17 protein-coding genes are annotated in these 17,330 nt (G+C 70.8%); 14 read left to right on the top strand and 3 right to left on the bottom strand.

Annotation, left to right across the window (positions count from 1 at the left end):
* Positions 1-677: uroporphyrinogen-III synthase (locus tag ND747_RS15310; RefSeq protein ID WP_251734297.1), on the top strand; the 677-nt coding region annotated here is incomplete at its 5' end.
* Here the strand turns inward: ND747_RS15310 and ND747_RS15315 are convergent.
* Positions 655-1,086, bottom strand: coding sequence for a sirohydrochlorin chelatase (locus ND747_RS15315; protein ID WP_251734298.1), 432 nt, complete (start codon positions 1,084-1,086; stop codon positions 655-657). The genes ND747_RS15310 and ND747_RS15315 overlap by 23 nt on opposite strands.
* Before the next feature lie 4 nt (positions 1,087-1,090).
* Positions 1,091-2,068 carry an NAD(P)/FAD-dependent oxidoreductase gene (locus tag ND747_RS15320; RefSeq protein ID WP_251734299.1) on the bottom strand — a complete coding sequence of 326 codons (978 nt, stop codon included), beginning with the start codon at positions 2,066-2,068 and terminating at the stop codon, positions 1,091-1,093.
* 158 nt (positions 2,069-2,226) lie between these two features.
* On the opposite strand from ND747_RS15320, the gene ND747_RS15325 reads away from it, so the two are divergent.
* Positions 2,227-3,726 carry a serine/threonine-protein kinase gene (locus ND747_RS15325; RefSeq protein ID WP_308204635.1) on the top strand — a complete coding sequence of 500 codons (1,500 nt, stop codon included), beginning with the start codon at positions 2,227-2,229 and terminating at the stop codon, positions 3,724-3,726.
* Positions 3,727-3,791: 65 nt separating this feature from the next.
* A complete protein-coding gene (locus ND747_RS15330; RefSeq protein ID WP_251734300.1) occupies positions 3,792-4,079 on the top strand; it encodes a hypothetical protein in 288 nt (95 codons plus the stop codon).
* A 61-nt stretch (positions 4,080-4,140) separates the two neighbouring features.
* Here the strand turns inward: ND747_RS15330 and ND747_RS15335 are convergent, their stop codons facing one another.
* Complete coding sequence (locus tag ND747_RS15335; RefSeq protein WP_251734301.1) at positions 4,141-5,478, bottom strand: DUF222 domain-containing protein; 1,338 nt, start codon at positions 5,476-5,478, stop codon at positions 4,141-4,143.
* A 383-nt stretch (positions 5,479-5,861) separates the two neighbouring features.
* On the opposite strand from ND747_RS15335, the gene mqnC reads away from it, so the two are divergent.
* From mqnC to ND747_RS15390, 11 genes are all read left to right on the top strand, one after another.
* A complete protein-coding gene (gene mqnC, locus ND747_RS15340; RefSeq protein ID WP_374216239.1) occupies positions 5,862-7,073 on the top strand; it encodes a cyclic dehypoxanthinyl futalosine synthase in 1,212 nt (403 codons plus the stop codon).
* A gap of 2 nt (positions 7,074-7,075) precedes the next feature.
* Positions 7,076-8,143: an adenosine deaminase gene (gene add / locus ND747_RS15345; RefSeq protein ID WP_308204636.1), complete on the top strand. Its 1,068-nt coding sequence runs from the start codon at positions 7,076-7,078 to the stop codon at positions 8,141-8,143.
* Positions 8,140-8,859 carry a demethylmenaquinone methyltransferase gene (locus ND747_RS15350; RefSeq protein ID WP_251734303.1) on the top strand — a complete coding sequence of 240 codons (720 nt, stop codon included), beginning with the start codon at positions 8,140-8,142 and terminating at the stop codon, positions 8,857-8,859. Before add ends, ND747_RS15350 begins: the two co-directional genes overlap by 4 nt.
* 247 nt (positions 8,860-9,106) lie before the next feature.
* Positions 9,107-10,411 carry a geranylgeranyl reductase family protein gene (locus ND747_RS15355; RefSeq protein WP_251734304.1) on the top strand — a complete coding sequence of 435 codons (1,305 nt, stop codon included), beginning with the start codon at positions 9,107-9,109 and terminating at the stop codon, positions 10,409-10,411.
* A gap of 207 nt (positions 10,412-10,618) precedes the next feature.
* Positions 10,619-10,981, top strand: coding sequence for an NADH-quinone oxidoreductase subunit A (locus tag ND747_RS15360; RefSeq protein ID WP_251734305.1), 363 nt, complete (start codon positions 10,619-10,621; stop codon positions 10,979-10,981).
* Entirely contained in the window at positions 10,972-11,727 is a 756-nt protein-coding gene (locus tag ND747_RS30130; protein ID WP_374216238.1) for an NADH-quinone oxidoreductase subunit B family protein, read from the top strand. Before ND747_RS15360 ends, ND747_RS30130 begins: the two co-directional genes overlap by 10 nt.
* Positions 11,724-12,440, top strand: coding sequence for an NADH-quinone oxidoreductase subunit C (locus ND747_RS15370; protein ID WP_251734306.1), 717 nt, complete (start codon positions 11,724-11,726; stop codon positions 12,438-12,440). The genes ND747_RS30130 and ND747_RS15370 overlap by 4 nt, the downstream gene beginning before the upstream one ends.
* 13 nt (positions 12,441-12,453) lie before the next feature.
* Positions 12,454-13,785 (top strand): NADH-quinone oxidoreductase subunit D, encoded by a 1,332-nt coding sequence (locus ND747_RS15375; protein ID WP_251734307.1) that lies wholly within the window; start codon positions 12,454-12,456, stop codon positions 13,783-13,785.
* On the top strand, positions 13,785-14,492 hold the full coding sequence (gene nuoE, locus ND747_RS15380; RefSeq protein ID WP_251734308.1) for an NADH-quinone oxidoreductase subunit NuoE: 708 nt from the start codon (positions 13,785-13,787) through the stop codon (positions 14,490-14,492). The genes ND747_RS15375 and nuoE overlap by 1 nt, the downstream gene beginning before the upstream one ends.
* Positions 14,493-14,494: 2 nt before the next feature.
* The gene (gene nuoF / locus ND747_RS15385; RefSeq protein ID WP_251734309.1) at positions 14,495-15,787 is read left to right on the top strand and encodes an NADH-quinone oxidoreductase subunit NuoF; all 1,293 of its coding nucleotides are present in this window, start codon (positions 14,495-14,497) and stop codon (positions 15,785-15,787) included.
* Positions 15,788-15,792: 5 nt separating this feature from the next.
* Positions 15,793-17,330 (top strand): NADH-quinone oxidoreductase subunit G (locus ND747_RS15390; protein ID WP_251734310.1); only part of this gene is annotated, 1,538 nt, incomplete at its 3' end.

The following is a 17,330-nucleotide window of genomic DNA, read 5'->3' on the forward strand; positions in this document are numbered from 1 at the left end:
GGACCCGCCCACGCCCCGGTCTGCTGGCCCGCCGGCTGCGGGCGCTCGGCGCGGACGCGGTGGAGACGGTCGTCGCCCGGCCCGCCCCCGCCAGCAATGCTGCGGCGTCCCTGCTGACCGTCCTGGACGGCGCAACCGCGATTCTGCTCGCCCACCCCGACGAGGTCGCCGCGCTGGTCAGCCTGCTGCGGGCGGCCGGCACCGACGTCCGGGCCCTGGCCGGCCAGACCCTCGTCGCGGCCAGCTCGCAGGTCCGCGACGCCCTGGACGCCCTGGGCCTTTCCTCCATCCCCCGGGACGGACTGCGTAATCTGCCCGCCTCGGTGCTTGCGGTGGCCTCCGCCGAGCCGGGTCCGGACGAACAGGACTGGTCGGTACGGCGGATGACCCTGCTCGCCGACGTCAACGCCGAGCCCGACCCGCGCATCGCCGAGGAACTGCGCCACGGCGATTTCGACGTCGCCGCCTTCGCCTCGTCGACCGCCGTGCGCAGCACCGCACAGCTCTACGGCCCGCTGCCGCCCGACCTGCTGGTCGCCGCGATGGGCCGCCGCAGCGCCGAGGCCTGCGAGGCCGCGGGAATCCGCGTTGACATCGTCCCGGCCGAACCCGGTGTCCACCCACTCGCCGCCGCCGTCGCCGACTTCGTGGCCATCAGTCGCGGCCGGCCGGACTGACCCCGGCGGCGTGGACAAGGCCACTGAGGGTGTCCTCCAACCGGGCTCGGACGGCCGCAACGACGCAGGCGTGCAGGCCCAGCGGCTCGGACAGCACCCAGCGGGTCGCCGGATGGCGCTCGCGCGCCACGTCCAGCGCCGCGGGGATGTCGCGATGGGTGTGGTTGCCGTCGAACAGGAAGAACGGATAGGCGATGATCTCGGTGCAGCCGGCCGCGGCCAGCGCATCGTAACCCTCGGCGATGTCGGGGTGGCTCACCTCCAGGAACGCGGCCTCCACCGGTCCCCAGCGCCGGGCCCCGTGCTGTTCTTCGCCCTGTTCGTCGGCCAGCCGGCGGGCCAGCTCACGGACGGTGGCATTTGCCTCCCCCCGCCGGGAGCCGTGGCCGATCACCAGAAGTCCGCGCATGACCCTAGTCTGCGCCGTCGTCAGAACTATGGCCTGGGAAGACCTTCGCGCCCGGGTCGACGACAGGGGCGGCGTTGTTGACGGCGGTCGCCACCTCGCCGAACCCGGTGGCGATCAGACGGACCTTGCCGGGATAGTCGACGACATCGCCGGCGGCGAACACCCGCGCCACCCCGGTCGCCATCGCCTGGTCGACGATGATCCGCCGCCGCACCACGGTGAGCCCCCAGCGCGTCAGCGGTCCGAGATCGGTGGCGAAACCGAGCGCCGCGACGATGGCCTGCGCGGGCCGCAGCTGCCGGGCGCCGTCGCGGGCATCGACCAGTTCCACCTTCTCGACCCAGTCGTCCCCGTGCACCGCGGCGATGTCGGTGAGCGTGCGCACCTCCACCTCGGACGCCTCGAGCCGGGCCAGCGCCGCCGGGTGCGCCCGCAACTGCTCGCGCTTGTGCACCAGGGTCACCGACCGGGCGACCGGCGCGAGCGCCAGGGCCCAGTCGACCGCGCTGTCACTGCCACCGGCGACGATGACATCGCGCCCGGCATGTTCCTCCGGCCGCGGCACGAAGTACGAAAGCCCCCGCCCGAGCCGCCCGGCCATTCCGGCCAGCGGCTTCGGCGCGAACGCCCCGATCCCGCCGGTCACCACGACGGCCCGCGCCCGCACCCGCCCACCGGAGGCGTCGGTCACCACGACCGCCTCCGTCTCGGCCGCAAGCTCCATCGCCTGCCGGCCGAGCAGGTAGGTCGGCGCGAACGGCGAGGCCTGGGCGACGAGCGCCTCGACCAGCTCCCGCCCGCGCACCGCGGGAAACCCGGCCACATCGTAGATCATCTTTTCTGGGTACATCGCGGTGATCTGCCCACCGACCGTCGGCAACGCGTCCATCACCGCCACCGACATCCCACGGAACCCCGCGTAGTACGCCCCGAACAGCCCCACCGGCCCCGCCCCGATGATCAGCATGTCCAGATCGGGCATCACGGTCCTCCTTCGACACGGCTGGGCCAGTCCCATCCTGCCGGACATGCCGGCCCGGCCCCACCGGTCGGATGACGGACAGATGTCGGCGCGGCGCGGCCCGAGGGGGCTAGCGTGGAAGCGTGGATCGATCGACGGACCGGCGCCGGTCCGCGAGTGTGACCAGGGGCGACCTGCTGGGCCCCGATGACCCGACCGTCATCGGCGCCTACCGCATCGTGCGCCGCCTGGGCGAGGGCGGGATGGGAACCGTCTACCTCGCCCGCTCGCCCGGCGGGGCCGACGTCGCCCTGAAGATCATCCGTTCGAGTCTGGCGGCCGACCCCGAGTTCCGGGCCCGCTTCCGCGACGAGGTCGACGCGGCCCGCCGGGTCGCCCCGTTCTGCACCGCCCAGGTACTCGACGCCGACCCCGACGCGCGCAGCCCCTACCTGGTCACCGAGTACATCGACGGTGTCCGTCTCGACGAGGAGATCGAGGCCTCCGGCCCGCTGTCGCTGTCGACGCTGCAGGGTGTCGCGATCGGCGTGGCCAGTGCGCTGACCGCGATCCACCGGGCCGGCATCGTGCACCGCGACCTCAAACCGAGCAACGTGATGCTCTCCTTCTCCGGCCCCCGTGTGATCGACTTCGGCATCGCCCGGGCGCTGGACGCGGCACAGGGCCGAACCCAGACCGGCTTCGTGCTCGGCTCGGTCGGCTGGATGGCCCCCGAACAGATGGACGGCGCCCTGCCCCTCGGCCCGGCCGTGGACGTCTTCGCCTGGGGTCTGGTCGTCGGCTACGCCGCGATCGGTGGCCACCCCTACGGCGAGGGCACCTACCAGCAGATGGCCGAGAAGATCCTGCACGGCCGGCCCGACCTGCAAGACATCCCCACCGATCTCGCTCCCGTGGTGCGTGCCGCGCTGGCCCGCGACCCGCGGGCCCGGCCCTCCAGCGAGCGCCTGCTGTTCATGCTGCTCGGCAACGACCTCCCTGCCGGCGGTGAGGCGCGGGCCACCACCACCACCGCCGCCGCCACCGCCCTGAACGGCACCTGGCCAAGCGGCCGTGGCGCCGCTGCCGCTGCCGCTGCCGCGAACAGGCGGCCGGAGCCGACCCGGATCGCCCGCACCAGCGAGCAGCGCAACTGGTGGGAGGACCCCGCCACGCCGTCGCCGCCCAGAGGCGCCGACGACTTCGCCGCGCCGAACCGCCGCCGCCGTCGCGGCGGCTTCGTCGAATACGAGGACCAGCAGCCACCACCCCGTCCGACCCCCCGCGTCCCGGCTGCCCCGCCCCCACCCGCTCCGGCGCCACCCGCCCGCCCCGCCGCCGACCGCAGGCCTGCTCCGGCCCCCTATCCGGCCAGACCGGCCCAGCCCTATCAGCCGGCCCAGCCTCATCAGCCGGCCCAGCCCTATCGCCCGGCCCAACCTGAACCTCGCCGTCGGCGTCGCCTGCGGTTGCGGATCCCGTTCAAGCGGACGATCATCTTCGTCCTGCTCGTTCTTCTGCTGCTCTCCGCTGCGGACCAGATCGCCTCGATGGTCGACGCGCAGCGCACCCGGTTGTGGGACAAGGCGACCACCTCGGTCCAAAACGGTTTCAACGATGACGTGGACAAGTGGTGGAACCAGGCGAAGGACACCTTCACCGGCTCCTCGGCCGGTTAGTGCCGTTGCCCGCAGGATGCATCCCGGCAGGCGTAAACCTGCCGTCGGACAGGTACACCGACATCATGGCGAGCATTACAACCAAGATCAACGATTTTCTGCACAGCCCGAAGACCAAGGAGATGGTCGACAAGGCCAAGGCGGCGGCGACCAAGCCCGAAAACCGCCAGAAGATCAAGCAAATGCAGCAGAAGGTCACCAGTCGCACCCGTAGCCATGGTCAGCACAGCCCCGCCTCGGGCGGCCCGCCGCCGGCGGGCCAGAACCCGCCCGCGATGCCGACCAACGGCTATGAGACGGACGTGACTCCCGGTGCCGGAAGCGCTGGCCCGGAGACACGTCCGGGTACCTGAGCCCCGGACACACCTCGATTCACCTCAAGCGGGCATACGTCACCTTGCGTATGCCCGCTTTTCAGGGGTCGTCGTGAAGGGTGAGGGCGTCGAGGTTGGTGATGGTGGGGGCGGGTGGGCTGGTCGGGGGGGTGCTGTGCAGGCTCTGTCCGTCGGGGGCGCGGACGGTGATGGTGCCGTCGTGGTGGCGGTGGACGGCGAGGCCATGGTCGTGGATGGCGCGATGGTGGGTGCCGCAGATGAGCAGGAGAGATTCGATGTTGGTTTCGCCGTTGTCGGTGTGCCACTCGTTGCAGTGATGGATGTGCAGCCATCGTGTGTGGTCGCAGGAGGGGAACTGGCAGATTCCCTGGTCGCGGATGTAGACGGCGTCGCGTAGGCGGCGGGTGGGCAGGCGGCGGCGTCGGCCGAGGTGTAGTGGGTTGCCGTGGAGGTCGCTGACCAGCGTGCGGATCATGGCGTCGCAGCCGAGGCGGCTGACCATGGCGGGGGGTAGTCCGATGCCCCAGCCGAGGACGGAGGCGGTTGCGGCGGGAAACCGGCTGCGCGGGCTGTTCTGCCTCTGTTGCTGTGCCTCATCGGCATCGGGTGCCGTGCGGGGCTCCTCCTGTTGGGACTGTGGGGCGTCGTGGCCGGGGGCGGTGAAGTGGATCGTGAGGGTGTGCGGGGAGTCCTGCAGGGCGGGGGCGTTGTGATGGAGGAACGCCTCGGCGAGGGCGATGAGGGCATCGGCGTCGCGGGCTCGCACGCGGGGCGCGTGGACGAGTTCCCCGTCGGCGAGTTCCCCGTCGGCGAGTTCGTGGTCGCCGGTGGGGCTGTCGTCACCGTCGAGGCTGCATAGGGCTGCGTCGAGGGCGGCGACAAGGGTGGCGGCGTCGTCGGGGGAGAGGGTGGCCTTCAGTCGGATGGTGCCGTCAGGGTTGGTGTGCAGGGCGAGGCTGCGGGCGTTGCGGAGCTTGGTGGGGTCGGCGTTCTGCTGACGGTGGCGGGAGACGAGGCGCTCGAGGCGGCTGGCGGTGTTGGCGAGGGCGCGCTGCAGCCAGGTGATCTCGTTGGCAGGGGTGGCGACGCGGGTGAGGGCGCGCAGCTTGGAGTAGGACAGCTGGCCGGCGGCGGCTGCGGCGTTGATGGCAGGCAGGCGGATCAGAGCGTGGGCGGTGGCGAGGTGTTCGCGAGCGGTGCGAAGGTCCAGACCGCAGTGCAGGGCCAGCCAGTGGGCGCAGGACCGGATGCCGAGGCCGGTCCAGCCTTTGCGACGGTCGAAGGCGGCGAGGGTGCAAAGCCAGGTGTGGCTGTCGGCGGCCATGCGGGTCGACCAGCGGCGCAGGGCCCGCGCGATCTCGTCGAGTGGGGCGTGTTCGGCGTCGAAGTCGGCGGAGGGACAGGGCGTGGCTGTCATCGTCGTCACCGGTTCAGGGGTGAGCAGCGGGTGTTGCTGACAGCTCTAGTGTCTCACGCGCGGTCTCGGTTTTCGACCTTCTGAGCGAAGTTTTTCGAACAGGTTTTCGACTGGTTGCAGCTGTCGGCGATCCGGGTGGAACGCGGTTCCGCGGAACCGTCCGGCGTTTGTGGCTGCGGAGCGCGTCGCAGGAAATCGTCGCTTGCGGTGACAGAACGGGCGGGAGGTGGCAGGGCGGGCGGTAGGTGACAGAGTGGGCGGGATGGGTAAGGGAAACCGGTTCCGCGGAACCGTCCGCGGTGGCCGTCCGTTACGCTTGCGGGTGCGGGTGTGATCGGGTCCGTCGGCGGTAGGGCAGGTCGTAGGATCCTGGAGTGAGTGTTGTGGATGGCGACGGCGGGATTCCGGTAGGTCGGGACGGCGGTGGCGGGGGGAGTGCGACCCGCGAGATCCGCGAGATCCTTGATCGGGCGGCCGATGGCGGGCGGATCTCGCCCGAAGAGGCTCTGCTGATCTACACACGTGCACCGCTGCATGCGCTTGGTAAGGCGGCGGACACGGTGCGGCGGCGGCGCTATCCCGACGGGATCGCCACGTACATCATCGACCGGAACATCAACTATACGAACGTCTGCGTGACGGCCTGCCGGTTCTGTGCGTTCTTCCGGCCGCCGAAGCATGCGGAGGGCTGGGTCCGCGAGGTCGACGACCTGGTCGTCAAGTGCGGTGAGGCGGTCGAGCTCGGGGCGACCCAGATCATGCTGCAGGGCGGGCACCATCCAGAGTTCGGCATCGAGTGGTACGAGCAGGCCTTCTCGTCGATCAAGGCGGCGTACCCGCAGCTCACACTGCACTCGCTGGGCGCCAGCGAGGTCATGCACATCTCCCGCACCTCGGGCATCACGGTCGAGCAGGCCATCATCCGGCTGCGGGACGCGGGGCTGGACAGCTTCGCCGGCGCGGGTGCGGAGATCCTCACCGAGCGTCCCCGGCGGGCGATCGCCCCGCTCAAGGAGCCCGGCCATGTGTGGCTGTCGGTGATGGAGACGGCGCACACCCTGGGTGTCGAATCGACGGTCACGTTCATGATGGGCACCGGAGAGACGAATGCCGAGCGGATCGAGCATCTGCGGATGATCCGCGAGGTGCAGGACCGGACCGGGGGCTTCCGGTCGTTCATCCCGTGGACGTACCAGCCGGAGAACAACCACCTGGGCGGGCGCACCCAGGCGACGACGCTGGAGTACCTGCGGATGGTCGCCGTCGCCCGGTTGTTCTTCGACAACATCGCGCACCTGCAGGGCTCCTGGCTGACCACCGGCAAGGAGGTCGGCCAGCTGACCCTGCACATGGGAGCGGACGATCTCGGGTCGGTGATGTTGGAGGAGAACGTCGTGTCCGCGGCCGGGGCACGCCACCGGACGAACCGGTCGGAGCTGATCTCGCTGATCCGCACCGCCGGGCGCATTCCGGCGCAGCGCGACACGCTCTACCGGCATCTGGTCGTCCATCGTGACCCGGCGGATGACCCGGTCGACGATCGGGTCGCCTCGCACTTCTCCTCGACGGCGCTGCCGCTGGTCAGCACCACGTGACGGTGGCCCCCGCGGCCACCGGGCCGAAGATCGAGCTGCACGTCCACCTGGAAGGCACGGTGGGGCCGGCGACCCTGCTGGCGATGGCCCGGCGCAACAACGAGGCGCTGCCGGTGCGCACGGTGGCGGAGCTCGCGGAGCTCTACCGGTTCCGCGACTTCGACCATTTCATCCAGGTCTGGATCATGACGACGAACGTGATGCGGACCGAGACCGACTTCCGGCAGGTGGTCGTCGAGTACGCCGCGCAGGCGGCGGCGGCCGGCGCCTGCTACGTGGAGGGCATCTTCTCGCCCTGGTACCGGGTGCACCGTGGGGTGCGGGTCGAGGAAATCTTCCACGGCTACCTTGACGGGGCGATCGAGGCCCGGCAGCGCTACGGCGTCGAGGTGCGGCTGACGCCGGACATTGACCGGGTTCTGCCGGTGGACGCGGCGATGGAGGTGGCCGACTGGTCGGCGCGGTTCGCCGAGCGTGATCCGCAGCGGCTCATCGTCGGGCTCGGGCTCGGCGGGCCGGAGGCGGGGTATCCGCCGGAGCCGTTCGCACCGGTCTTCGCGCGGGCGTGGGACGCGGGGCTGGCCGCCGTTCCACATGCGGGGGAGACGGCGGGGGCCGAGTCGGTGCGGGGAGCGCTGGACGCGCTCGGGGCCCGGCGGATCCGCCATGGGATTCGGGCGATCGAGGATCCGGCGCTCGTGCGGCGCCTTGCGGACGAGGCGGTGGTGCTGGACGTGTGTCCGGTGTCGAATCTGCGTACCCGGTCGGTGGCGACGCTGGCCGAACATCCGCTGACGGTGCTGCGGGCTGCGGGGGTGGCCTGCTCGCTGGGCACCGACGATCCGGCGATGTTCGGCACCGACCTGGAGACCGAGCATGCCGTCGCCGCCGGCCTGGGGATACGCGCCCGCGAGCTGTACGCGGCGGGAGTCGCCGGGGCACTGTGCGATGAGACGACCCGGGCGATGCTGCGGCAGGTGGGCGAGGCCACCGACTGGGACGAGGCCGAGCGGGCGGCTCGGGCTGCCGCGCCGACCGCGCTCGCCGGGCTCGAGCCGGTGGCGCGGTGAGCCGCCCCGGGCTGGACAAACAGCCGCACGAGGTCGCGGCGATGTTCGACGGGGTCGCCGGGCGCTATGACCTGACCAACGCCGTGCTCAGCGGCGGCCTCGACCGGATCTGGCGGGGGGCCGCGGCGACCGCGCTGGAGCTGCGGCCCGGGCAGCGGGTGTTGGATCTGGCGGCCGGTACCGCGACGTCGTCGCGGGCCTTCGCCGAGGCAGGGGCCGACGTGGTGGCCTGCGACTTTTCGCTCGGCATGCTGCGCGAGGGGCAGCGGCGGCTGGCCGGGCGACCGCTTGACGCACCGGCGGGACGGGTGCTGCTGTCGGCGGGGGACGGGCTGGCGCTGCCCTTTGCCGACGCGACCTTCGACCGGGTGACGATCTCCTTCGGGCTGCGCAACGTGGCCGACACCCGGCGTTGCCTCACGGAGCTGCGTCGGGTGACCAGGCCGGGGGGCGTCCTCGTCGTGTGCGAGTTCTCCCGGCCGGTGTGGGCGCCGTGGCGCACCGTCTATCTGGAGTACCTGATGCGGGCGCTGCCGCGGGTGGCTCGGGCGGTCAGCAGCAGCCCCGATTCGTATGTCTACCTGGCGGAGTCGATTCGGGCCTGGCCGGCGCAGGCCGACCTTGCGGACCTGTTGCGCGAGGCCGGTTGGACCCGGGTGAGCTGGCGCAACCTCACGGGCGGCGTCGTCGCCCTACACCGCGGCCACGCGGACTAGCTCGGCCGAGCGGGCGCAGATTATACAGCTCGCAGGAGGACGGTCAGGGTCGTGAAACCTGCCCCCTGGTGATCGTTGTTGCTGGCCGTGGTCATCCGGTGTTCGTATTCGACTCGTCCTGCCATCTCCGCGTCCTGGTTGGTGCGATTGGCCTGCGTAGGGCCTACACTCGCCGGGGGTGCTCGTGAAGAATTTCACGAGCGGGTAGCGACCAGGATCCCGACCAGGATCCGGAGTGCGGGTGGCGATGGCGACGGCAGGCACCGATGGCGGCGGCGGCAGCGGGACGGTCGATGCCGACGTCATCGTGGTCGGTGCCGGTCCGGGCGGTTCCTCGGCCGCCTACCATCTGGCCAGCACCGGGCTGGACGTCCTGTTGCTGGAGAAGACTGCCTTCCCGCGGGAGAAGGTCTGCGGTGACGGGCTGACCCCGCGCGCGGTGCGCAGTCTGGTCGAGATGGGCATCGACACGTCCGAATCCGCCGGGTGGGCGCGTAACCGGGGGCTGCGCATCGTCGGCGGCAACGTCCGTCTTGAACTGCCCTGGCCGGAGCTGGCCAACTGGCCGGGCTACGGGTTGGTCCGGCCCCGGCTCGACTTCGACGAACTGCTCGCCCGGCACGCGGAGAAGGCGGGGGCGCGGCTGTCGCAGAGCACCTCCGTCACCGGTCCGCTGGTGGACGAGCGCAGCGGCCGGGTGGTCGGCGTGCGGGCCCGCACGGGTCCCGACCGTGAGCCGGTGACCTACCGGGCGCCGCTTGTCGTCGCGGCCGATGGCAACAGCGCGCGGATCGCCCTGGCGATGGGCATCCGCCGCAGGGAGGACCGGCCGCTCGGCGTCGCGGTGCGCCGTTACTACCGCAGCACCCGCACTCACGACGATCACCTCGAGTCCCATCTGGAACTGTGGGAGGGCCGGCCGCGGGAGAGCCGGCTGCTGCCCGGCTATGGGTGGATCTTCGGCGTGGGTGACGGCACCAGCAACGTGGGCCTGGGTCTGCTCAACACGACCAGCGCCTTCCAGAACACCAACTACCAGGATCTGCTGCGTCGCTGGCTGGCGGCGCTGCCGCCCGAATGGGGTTTCCTCGAGGAGAACGCGACCGGGCCGGTGCGCGGTAGTGCGCTGCCGATGGGTTTCAGTCGCACCCCGCACTACCGGGACGGGGTCCTGCTGGTCGGCGATTCCGGCGGCATGGTCAATCCGTTCAACGGCGAGGGCATCGCCTATGCGCTGGAATCGGGCCGGTATGCCGCCGAGGTCGCTGTCCAGGCGTTGGCTCGCGCGCAGGGCCCGGCCCGGGAGCGCGCCCTGTCGCACTATCCGGAACTGATGCGCGCCCGATACGGGGGTTACTATACCCTCGGGCGTTACTTTGTGCAGCTTATCGGGAATCCCACGGTGATGGCACTCGGGGCGAAGTACGGTTTGCCGCGACCGCTGCTCATGCGGTTCCTGTTGAAGATCATGGCAAATCTCACCGACCCTCGGGGAGGGGATGCGATGGACCGGTTGATCAATGCAATGACCCGCCTCGCTCCCGCGGCCTGACGTGTTATCCGGGTCGGTCCGGCAGTGTGCCACACGGCCTGGATCGACGTGTTGTGCCAGCGGGGAGACCGGGCGGCGGGCGCCGCCCGGGCCGAAAAGCACGTGCCGAGGGCGCGCGGTGAGTCATGCCGTCAGCCTCGTCCTTTGCCGGGAAACCGAAGCCCAGAAAACATCCGGTAACACTCTTCTGAAGGGGAGGAGTTCGGCATGCTTTCGAACTACGTGCCGATCCTCGTACTGATGGCGATCGCGACGCTGTTCGCGGTCGGTTCTGTTGCGGCCGGCGCGCTGACCGGCCCGCGAAGGTTCAACCGGGCCAAGATCGACGCCTACGAGTGCGGTATCGAGCCCGCTCCGGCGCCGGCCGGCCCACAGCGGTTCCCGGTGAAGTACTACAACACCGCGATGCTCTTCATCATCTTCGACATCGAGATCATCTTCCTGTTCCCGTGGGCGATCGCGTTCGACAGTCTTGCGGTGTTCGGTCTCGGTGCGATGGCGCTGTTCATGGCGACCATCTTCGTCGCATACGCCTACGAATGGCGCCGGGGAGGTCTGGAATGGGACTAGAGGAGAAGCTGCCTGGCGGCATCCTGCTGGCCAGCGTCGAGAAGCTCGCGAACTGGTCCCGCCGGTCCTCGCTGTGGCCGGCGACATTCGGACTGGCCTGCTGCGCGATCGAGATGATGTCGACCGGAGCCGGCCGCTACGACCTGTCCCGGTTCGGTATGGAGGTCTTCCGGGCCAGCCCCCGGCAGGCCGACCTGATGATCGTTGCCGGCCGGGTGAGCCAGAAGATGGCGCCGGTGCTGCGTCAGATCTACGACCAGATGCCGAACCCGAAGTGGGTGCTGTCGATGGGCGTGTGCGCGTCCAGCGGTGGCATGTTCAACAACTACGCGATCGTGCAGGGTGTCGATCACATCGTTCCGGTCGACATGTACCTGCCAGGCTGCCCGCCGCGGCCGGAGATGCTGATGGACGCGATCCTCAAGCTGCACGAGAAGATCCTCGCCGGGCCGGTCAACGGGCAGACGGCGTGGACCGAACCGGGTGACTCGCCGTACCCGAAGCCGATCGACGTCGCCACCGCCCGGGCCGGGCTGCCCGCGGGCGCCCTCGACACGAACACCCTGTCCGTCAACGACCGCAAGCGGTTCCAGATCCCGGCCGGCGCGCCGGCCACCACCGGCCGAGGTGGGGTCGATCCGGACTTCGACGCCCGGCGACCCGCGGCGATCACGCCTGCCTCGGTGTTCGGTCGCGACAAGCGGGTGCCGATCGATCCCTCGCCCACCGACGAGTCACGGTCATGAGCGGCGAGCGCGGCCAGGCCCAGGACGCGGCCGGTGAGCTGGTCGCGGCGGGTGGGCCGGCGCGGGGACCGGGACAGCGCCAGGACGCGTTCGGTGCCGGTGGAACGGGCGACACCTCCGGGTTCGGGGGGCTTGTGGCGCCGGTTCCGGTGCTCACGAGCAGCGAGCGGCCCTTTGCCGACGCGGATGCGAACACCGTCTACGACGCCCTCGAGCGGGTGTTTCCGCGGCTCGGTGAAGCTGTCGAGCGGGCCGTGGTCGACCGGGGAGAGCTGACGCTGCACGTGCGGCGCGAGGCGCTGCTGGCGCTCGGGCAGACCCTGCGTGACGATCCGGGGCTGCGTTTTGAGCTGCTGTCGTCGCTGTCCGGGGTGGACTATCCGGACGATCTCACCGGTCGGCGGCTGCACTCGGTGGTGCACCTGACGTCGATGACCCACCGCCGCCGGCTACGGGTGGAGGTCAGCGTCGGCGACGACGACCCGACCGTGCCGAGCCTGACGTCGGTCTGGCCGACCGCGGACTGGCACGAGCGGGAGGCCTACGACCTGTTCGGCATCGTTTACACCGGCCATCCCGGCCTGACCAGGATCATGATGCCCGACGACTGGATCGGGCATCCGCAGCGCAAGGACTACCCGCTGGGCGGCATCCCGGTCGACTACAAGGGCGCCACGGTTCCCCCGCCGGACGAGCGCCGGAGCTACTCGTGATCCGAGGTGCGCGATGACGACGACGTCCCAGCCCTATGAGGCTGGCTATGCCGAGTCCGGGAGTGGTCGGGTCTACACGGTCACCGGTGGTGACTGGGAGGATGTGCTTGGGCACGGCGAGCAGGATGCCGAGCGGATCGTCGTCAACATGGGCCCGCAGCACCCGTCGACCCACGGGGTGCTGCGGCTCGTGCTGGAGATCGAGGGCGAGACGGTCACCGAGACCAGGCTGGTCATCGGTTATCTGCACACCGGGATCGAGAAGAGCTGCGAGTACCGGACCTGGACCCAGGCGGTCACCTTCCTGACCCGGGCCGACTACCTGTCGCCGCTGTACAACGAGACCGCCTACTGCCTGTCGGTCGAGCGGCTGCTCGGCATCACCGACGAGATCCCCGAGCGGGCGACGGTGATCCGGGTACTGGTGATGGAGCTGCAGCGGATCGCGTCCCATCTGGTGTGGCTCGCGACCGGTGGCATGGAGCTCGGCGCCACCACCGCGATGATCTTCGGGTTCCGGGAGCGGGAGAAGGTCCTGGACCTGCTCGAGCTCATCACCGGGCTGCGGATGAACCACGCGTTCGTCCGGCCCGGCGGGCTCGCCCAGGATCTTCCGGACGGGGTCGAACGGGCTATCCGCGAATTCCTCGTCGACATGCCCAAGCGCATCCAGGAGTACCACCGGTTGCTCACCGGGCAGCCGATCTGGAAGGCCCGGATGGTGGACGTCAACATCCTGGACGCCGCCGGCTGTATCGCGCTCGGCGTCACCGGGCCGGTGCTGCGGGCTGCGGGGCTGCCCTGGGACCTGCGCAAGACGATGCCCTACTGCGGCTACGAGACCTACGAGTTCGACGTGCCGACCGAGCTCGAAGGCGACTCGTTCGCCCGGTACCTGGTGCGACTCAACGAGATGGGCGAGTCGCTGAAGATCGTCGAGCAGTGCCTGGACCGGCTGCGGCCGGGACCGGTCATGGTCGCCGACAAGAAGATCGCCTGGCCGGCGCAGCTGTCGATCGGCTCGGACGGGATGGGTAACTCCCTCGAGCACATCCGCAAGATCATGGGCACCTCGATGGAGGCCCTCATCCATCACTTCAAGCTGGTCACGGAGGGGTTCCGGGTGCCGGCCGGGCAGGTGTACACGCAGCTCGAGTCGCCTCGCGGGGAGCTTGGCTACCACGTGGTGTCCGACGGTGGCACTCGGCCGTTCCGCGTGCACGTGCGCGACCCAAGCTTCGTCAACCTGCAGGCCGTCCCCGCGCTGACCGAAGGCGGCCAGGTGGCGGACGTGATCGTCGGGGTGGCCTCGGTCGACCCGGTGCTCGGGGGAGTGGACCGCTGATGAGCCTTTCACCGCAGACCCACGCCGCGGCAGCGGAGATCATCGCTCGCTATCCGGCCGGGCGGTCCCGCTCGGCGCTGCTGCCGCTGCTGCACCTGGTGCAGGCCGAGCAGAACTGCGTGACCACCGAGGGCATCGAGTTCTGCGCCGAGCAGCTCGGCCTCACCGCCGCCGAGGTCGGCGCGGTCGCGACCTTCTACACGATGTACAAGCGCCATCCGGTCGGCGAGTACCTCGTCTCGGTCTGCACGAACCTGTCCTGCGCGCTGCTCGGGGGGGACGACGTCTACGACCGGCTGAAGAAGCACCTGGGCATCGGGCACAACGAGACGACGCCGGACGGCCAGATCACCCTCGAGCACGCCGAGTGCCTCGCCGCCTGCGACTACGCCCCGGTGCTGACGGTGAACTACGAGTTCTACGACCAGGTCGACCCGGACGACGCGCAGGCCGTCGTCGAGGGTCTGCAGGCCGGGCAGCGGCCGGCGCCGACGCGGGGTGGGCCGCTGGGTTCGTTCGCGGAGGTCTCGCGGCAGCTCGCCGGGTACGCCGATCCGCGTCCGGAGGGGGTGGCCGGCCCCGGAGTGGGAGAGCCGTCGGTGGCGGGTCTGCTGGTGGCGGAGGCCGCCGGATGGACCGCCGAGCAGGCGCCGGCGCCGCTGGTGTCCGCGGCACCGCCCGCGGGCGACGAGTCGAAGGGGAGCTGAGGATGCCCGTCACCCCGGTCCTCACCCGGCGCTGGAACGCGCCGGAGTCGTGGACGATCGACACCTACCGCCGGCTCGACGGCTACGAGGCGCTGCGCACCGCGCTCGCCGGCGACCCGGACAGCCTGATCAAGCTGGTCAAGGACTCCGGGCTGCGCGGGCGCGGCGGCGCGGGGTTCCCGACCGGGATGAAGTGGGGTTTCATCCCGCAGGGCGACGGCAAGCCGCACTACCTGGTCATCAACGCGGACGAGGGCGAGCCGGGAACCTGCAAGGACGCGCCGCTGATGAAGGCCGATCCGCACTCGCTGATCGAGGGCATCGTGATCGCCGCGTACGCGGTGCGGGCCAACCGGGCGTACGTCTACCTGCGCGGTGAGCTGGTGCATGCGGGGCGGCGGATGCGAGCGGCCGTCGCCGAGGCGTATGCGGCGGGGTTCCTGGGGCGGGACATCCTCGGCAGCGGGTTCGATCTCGACCTGGTGGTGCACTCCGGGGCCGGGGCGTACATCTGCGGCGAGGAGACGGCGCTGCTCGACTCGCTGGAGGGGCGGCGCGGGCAGCCGCGGCTGCGTCCGCCGTTCCCGGCCACCCATGGGCTTTACGCGTCGCCGACGGTGGTGAACAACGTCGAGACGATCGCGAGCGTGCCGTTCATCGTCAACTACGGCGCGGACTGGTTCAGGTCGATGGGCCGGGAGAAGTCACCGGGGCCGAAGATCTACAGCCTGTCCGGGCACGTGACCCGGCCGGGTCAGTACGAGGCGCCGATGGGCACGACGCTGCGGGAGCTGCTGGAGCTGGCCGGCGGGGTGCGTGGGGGGCGCAGGCTGAAGGCCTGGACGCCGGGTGGTTCGTCCACACCGATGCTCACTGCCGACCATCTCGACGCGCCGCTGGACTTCGAGGGCATGCAGGAAGCCGGCTCGCTGCTCGGCACCGCCGCACTGATGATCATGGATGAGACCACGGACATGCTGCGGGTGGTGCGCCGGCTCACCGAGTTCTACGCGCACGAGTCGTGCGGCAAGTGCACGCCGTGCCGCGAGGGCACCAGCTGGATGGTGAAGATCCTCAGGCGGATCGAGGCCGGCGGGGGCGACGCGCAGGACGTGGACACCCTCGTCGACGCCTGCGACAACATCTTCGGCCGGGCGTTCTGCGCCCTCGCCGACGGGGCCACCTCGCCGATCGTGTCGGGGATCAAGTTCTTCCGGGACGAGTTCATCCCGGTGAGCGCGGTGACCACGAAACCGGACACCAGCCCCGACGGGGCCTACGCGGGAGCGCACTGACAACCATGACCGTCGCGCCAACCACCCCGGCGGCCCCCGCCGCACCGGAGCTCGTCGCCCTCACCGTCGACGGGCTGCCGGTCAGCGTGCCCAAGGGGACACTGATCATCCGTGCGGCCGAGCTGCTCGGCATCGAGATCCCGCGGTTCTGCGACCATCCGCTGCTCGACCCGGTCGGCGCCTGCCGGCAGTGCATCGTCGAGGTGGAGGGGCAGCGCAAGCCGGTGACCGCCTGCACCACGACGGTCGCCGCCGACATGGTGGTCCGCACCCAGCTGACCTCGCCGGTGGCGAAGAAGGCCCAGGCCGGCACGATCGAGTTCCTGCTGCTCAACCATCCGCTGGACTGCCCGATCTGCGACAAGGGCGGCGAGTGCCCGCTGCAGAACCAGTCGATGGCCAACGGCGGTGCCTCCTCGCGGTTCAGGGAGACCAAGCGGGCCTACCCGAAGCCGTTGGCGATCTCCACCGAGATCCTGCTCGACCGGGAACGCTGCGTGCTGTGCGCACGGTGCACCCGGTTCTCCGCGCAGATCGCCGGGGACCCGTTCATCGAGCTGTTCGAACGCGGCGCCGACGAGCAGGTCGCGGTCAGTGACGGGCAGCCGTTCTCGTCCTACTTCTCCGGCAACACCGTGCAGATCTGCCCGGTGGGCGCGCTGACCAGCGCCGCCTACCGGTTCCGGGCCCGCCCGTTCGACCTGGTCTCCACCCCGACCGCCTGCGAGCACTGCGCGTCCGGCTGCAGTCTGCGCACCGACCACCGGCGCGGCCGGGTCACCCGTCGCCTCGCCGGCGACGATCCGGCGGTCAACGAGGAGTGGAACTGCGACAAGGGTCGCTTCGCGTTCACCTACGCCCGCGCCGACGACCGGCTGAACACCCCGCTGATCCGCGATGACGAGACCGGGCAGCTGGTCGAGGCCAGCTGGAGCGAGGCACTGGAGTACGCGGCCCGGGGGCTGGCCGAATGCCGTGGCCGCCACGGCGTCGGGGTGCTGACCGGAGGGCGGCTCACCCGCGAGGACGCCTACGCCTACGCCAAGTTCGCCCGGGTGGCGTTGGGGACCAACGACGTCGACTTCCGGGCCCGGCCGCATTCGGCCGAGGAGGAGCAGTTCCTCGGCCATGCGGTCGCCGGGACCGGGATCGGGGTGACCTACGCCGATCTGGAGGCGGCACCGGCGGTGCTGCTCGTCGCGTTCGAGCCGGAGGAGGAGTCGCCGATCGTCTTCCTGCGGCTGCGCAAGGCCGCGGACAAGGCCGCGACCGCGGTGCACGCGCTGGCACCGCTGGTCAGCCGCGGGCTGGCGAAGGTGCGCGGGACGCTGGTGCGGGCCGAACCGGGCGCCGAACCCGCGATCTGCGACGCGCTGGCCGCGGCCGGGGCGGGTGGCTCCGAGACCGACCCCCTGGCCGCCACGGCGCGGGCGGTACGCGAACCCGGCGCGGTCATCCTGGTCGGGGAGCGAGCCGCGCAGGTCCCCGGACTGCTGTCCGCCGTGCTGCGGCTGGCCGATGCCAGCGGCGCGGCGCTCGCCTG

The sequence above is a fragment of the Frankia sp. R82 genome (assembly GCF_023716925.1).
Lineage (GTDB): Bacteria > Actinomycetota > Actinomycetes > Frankiales > Frankiaceae > Frankia.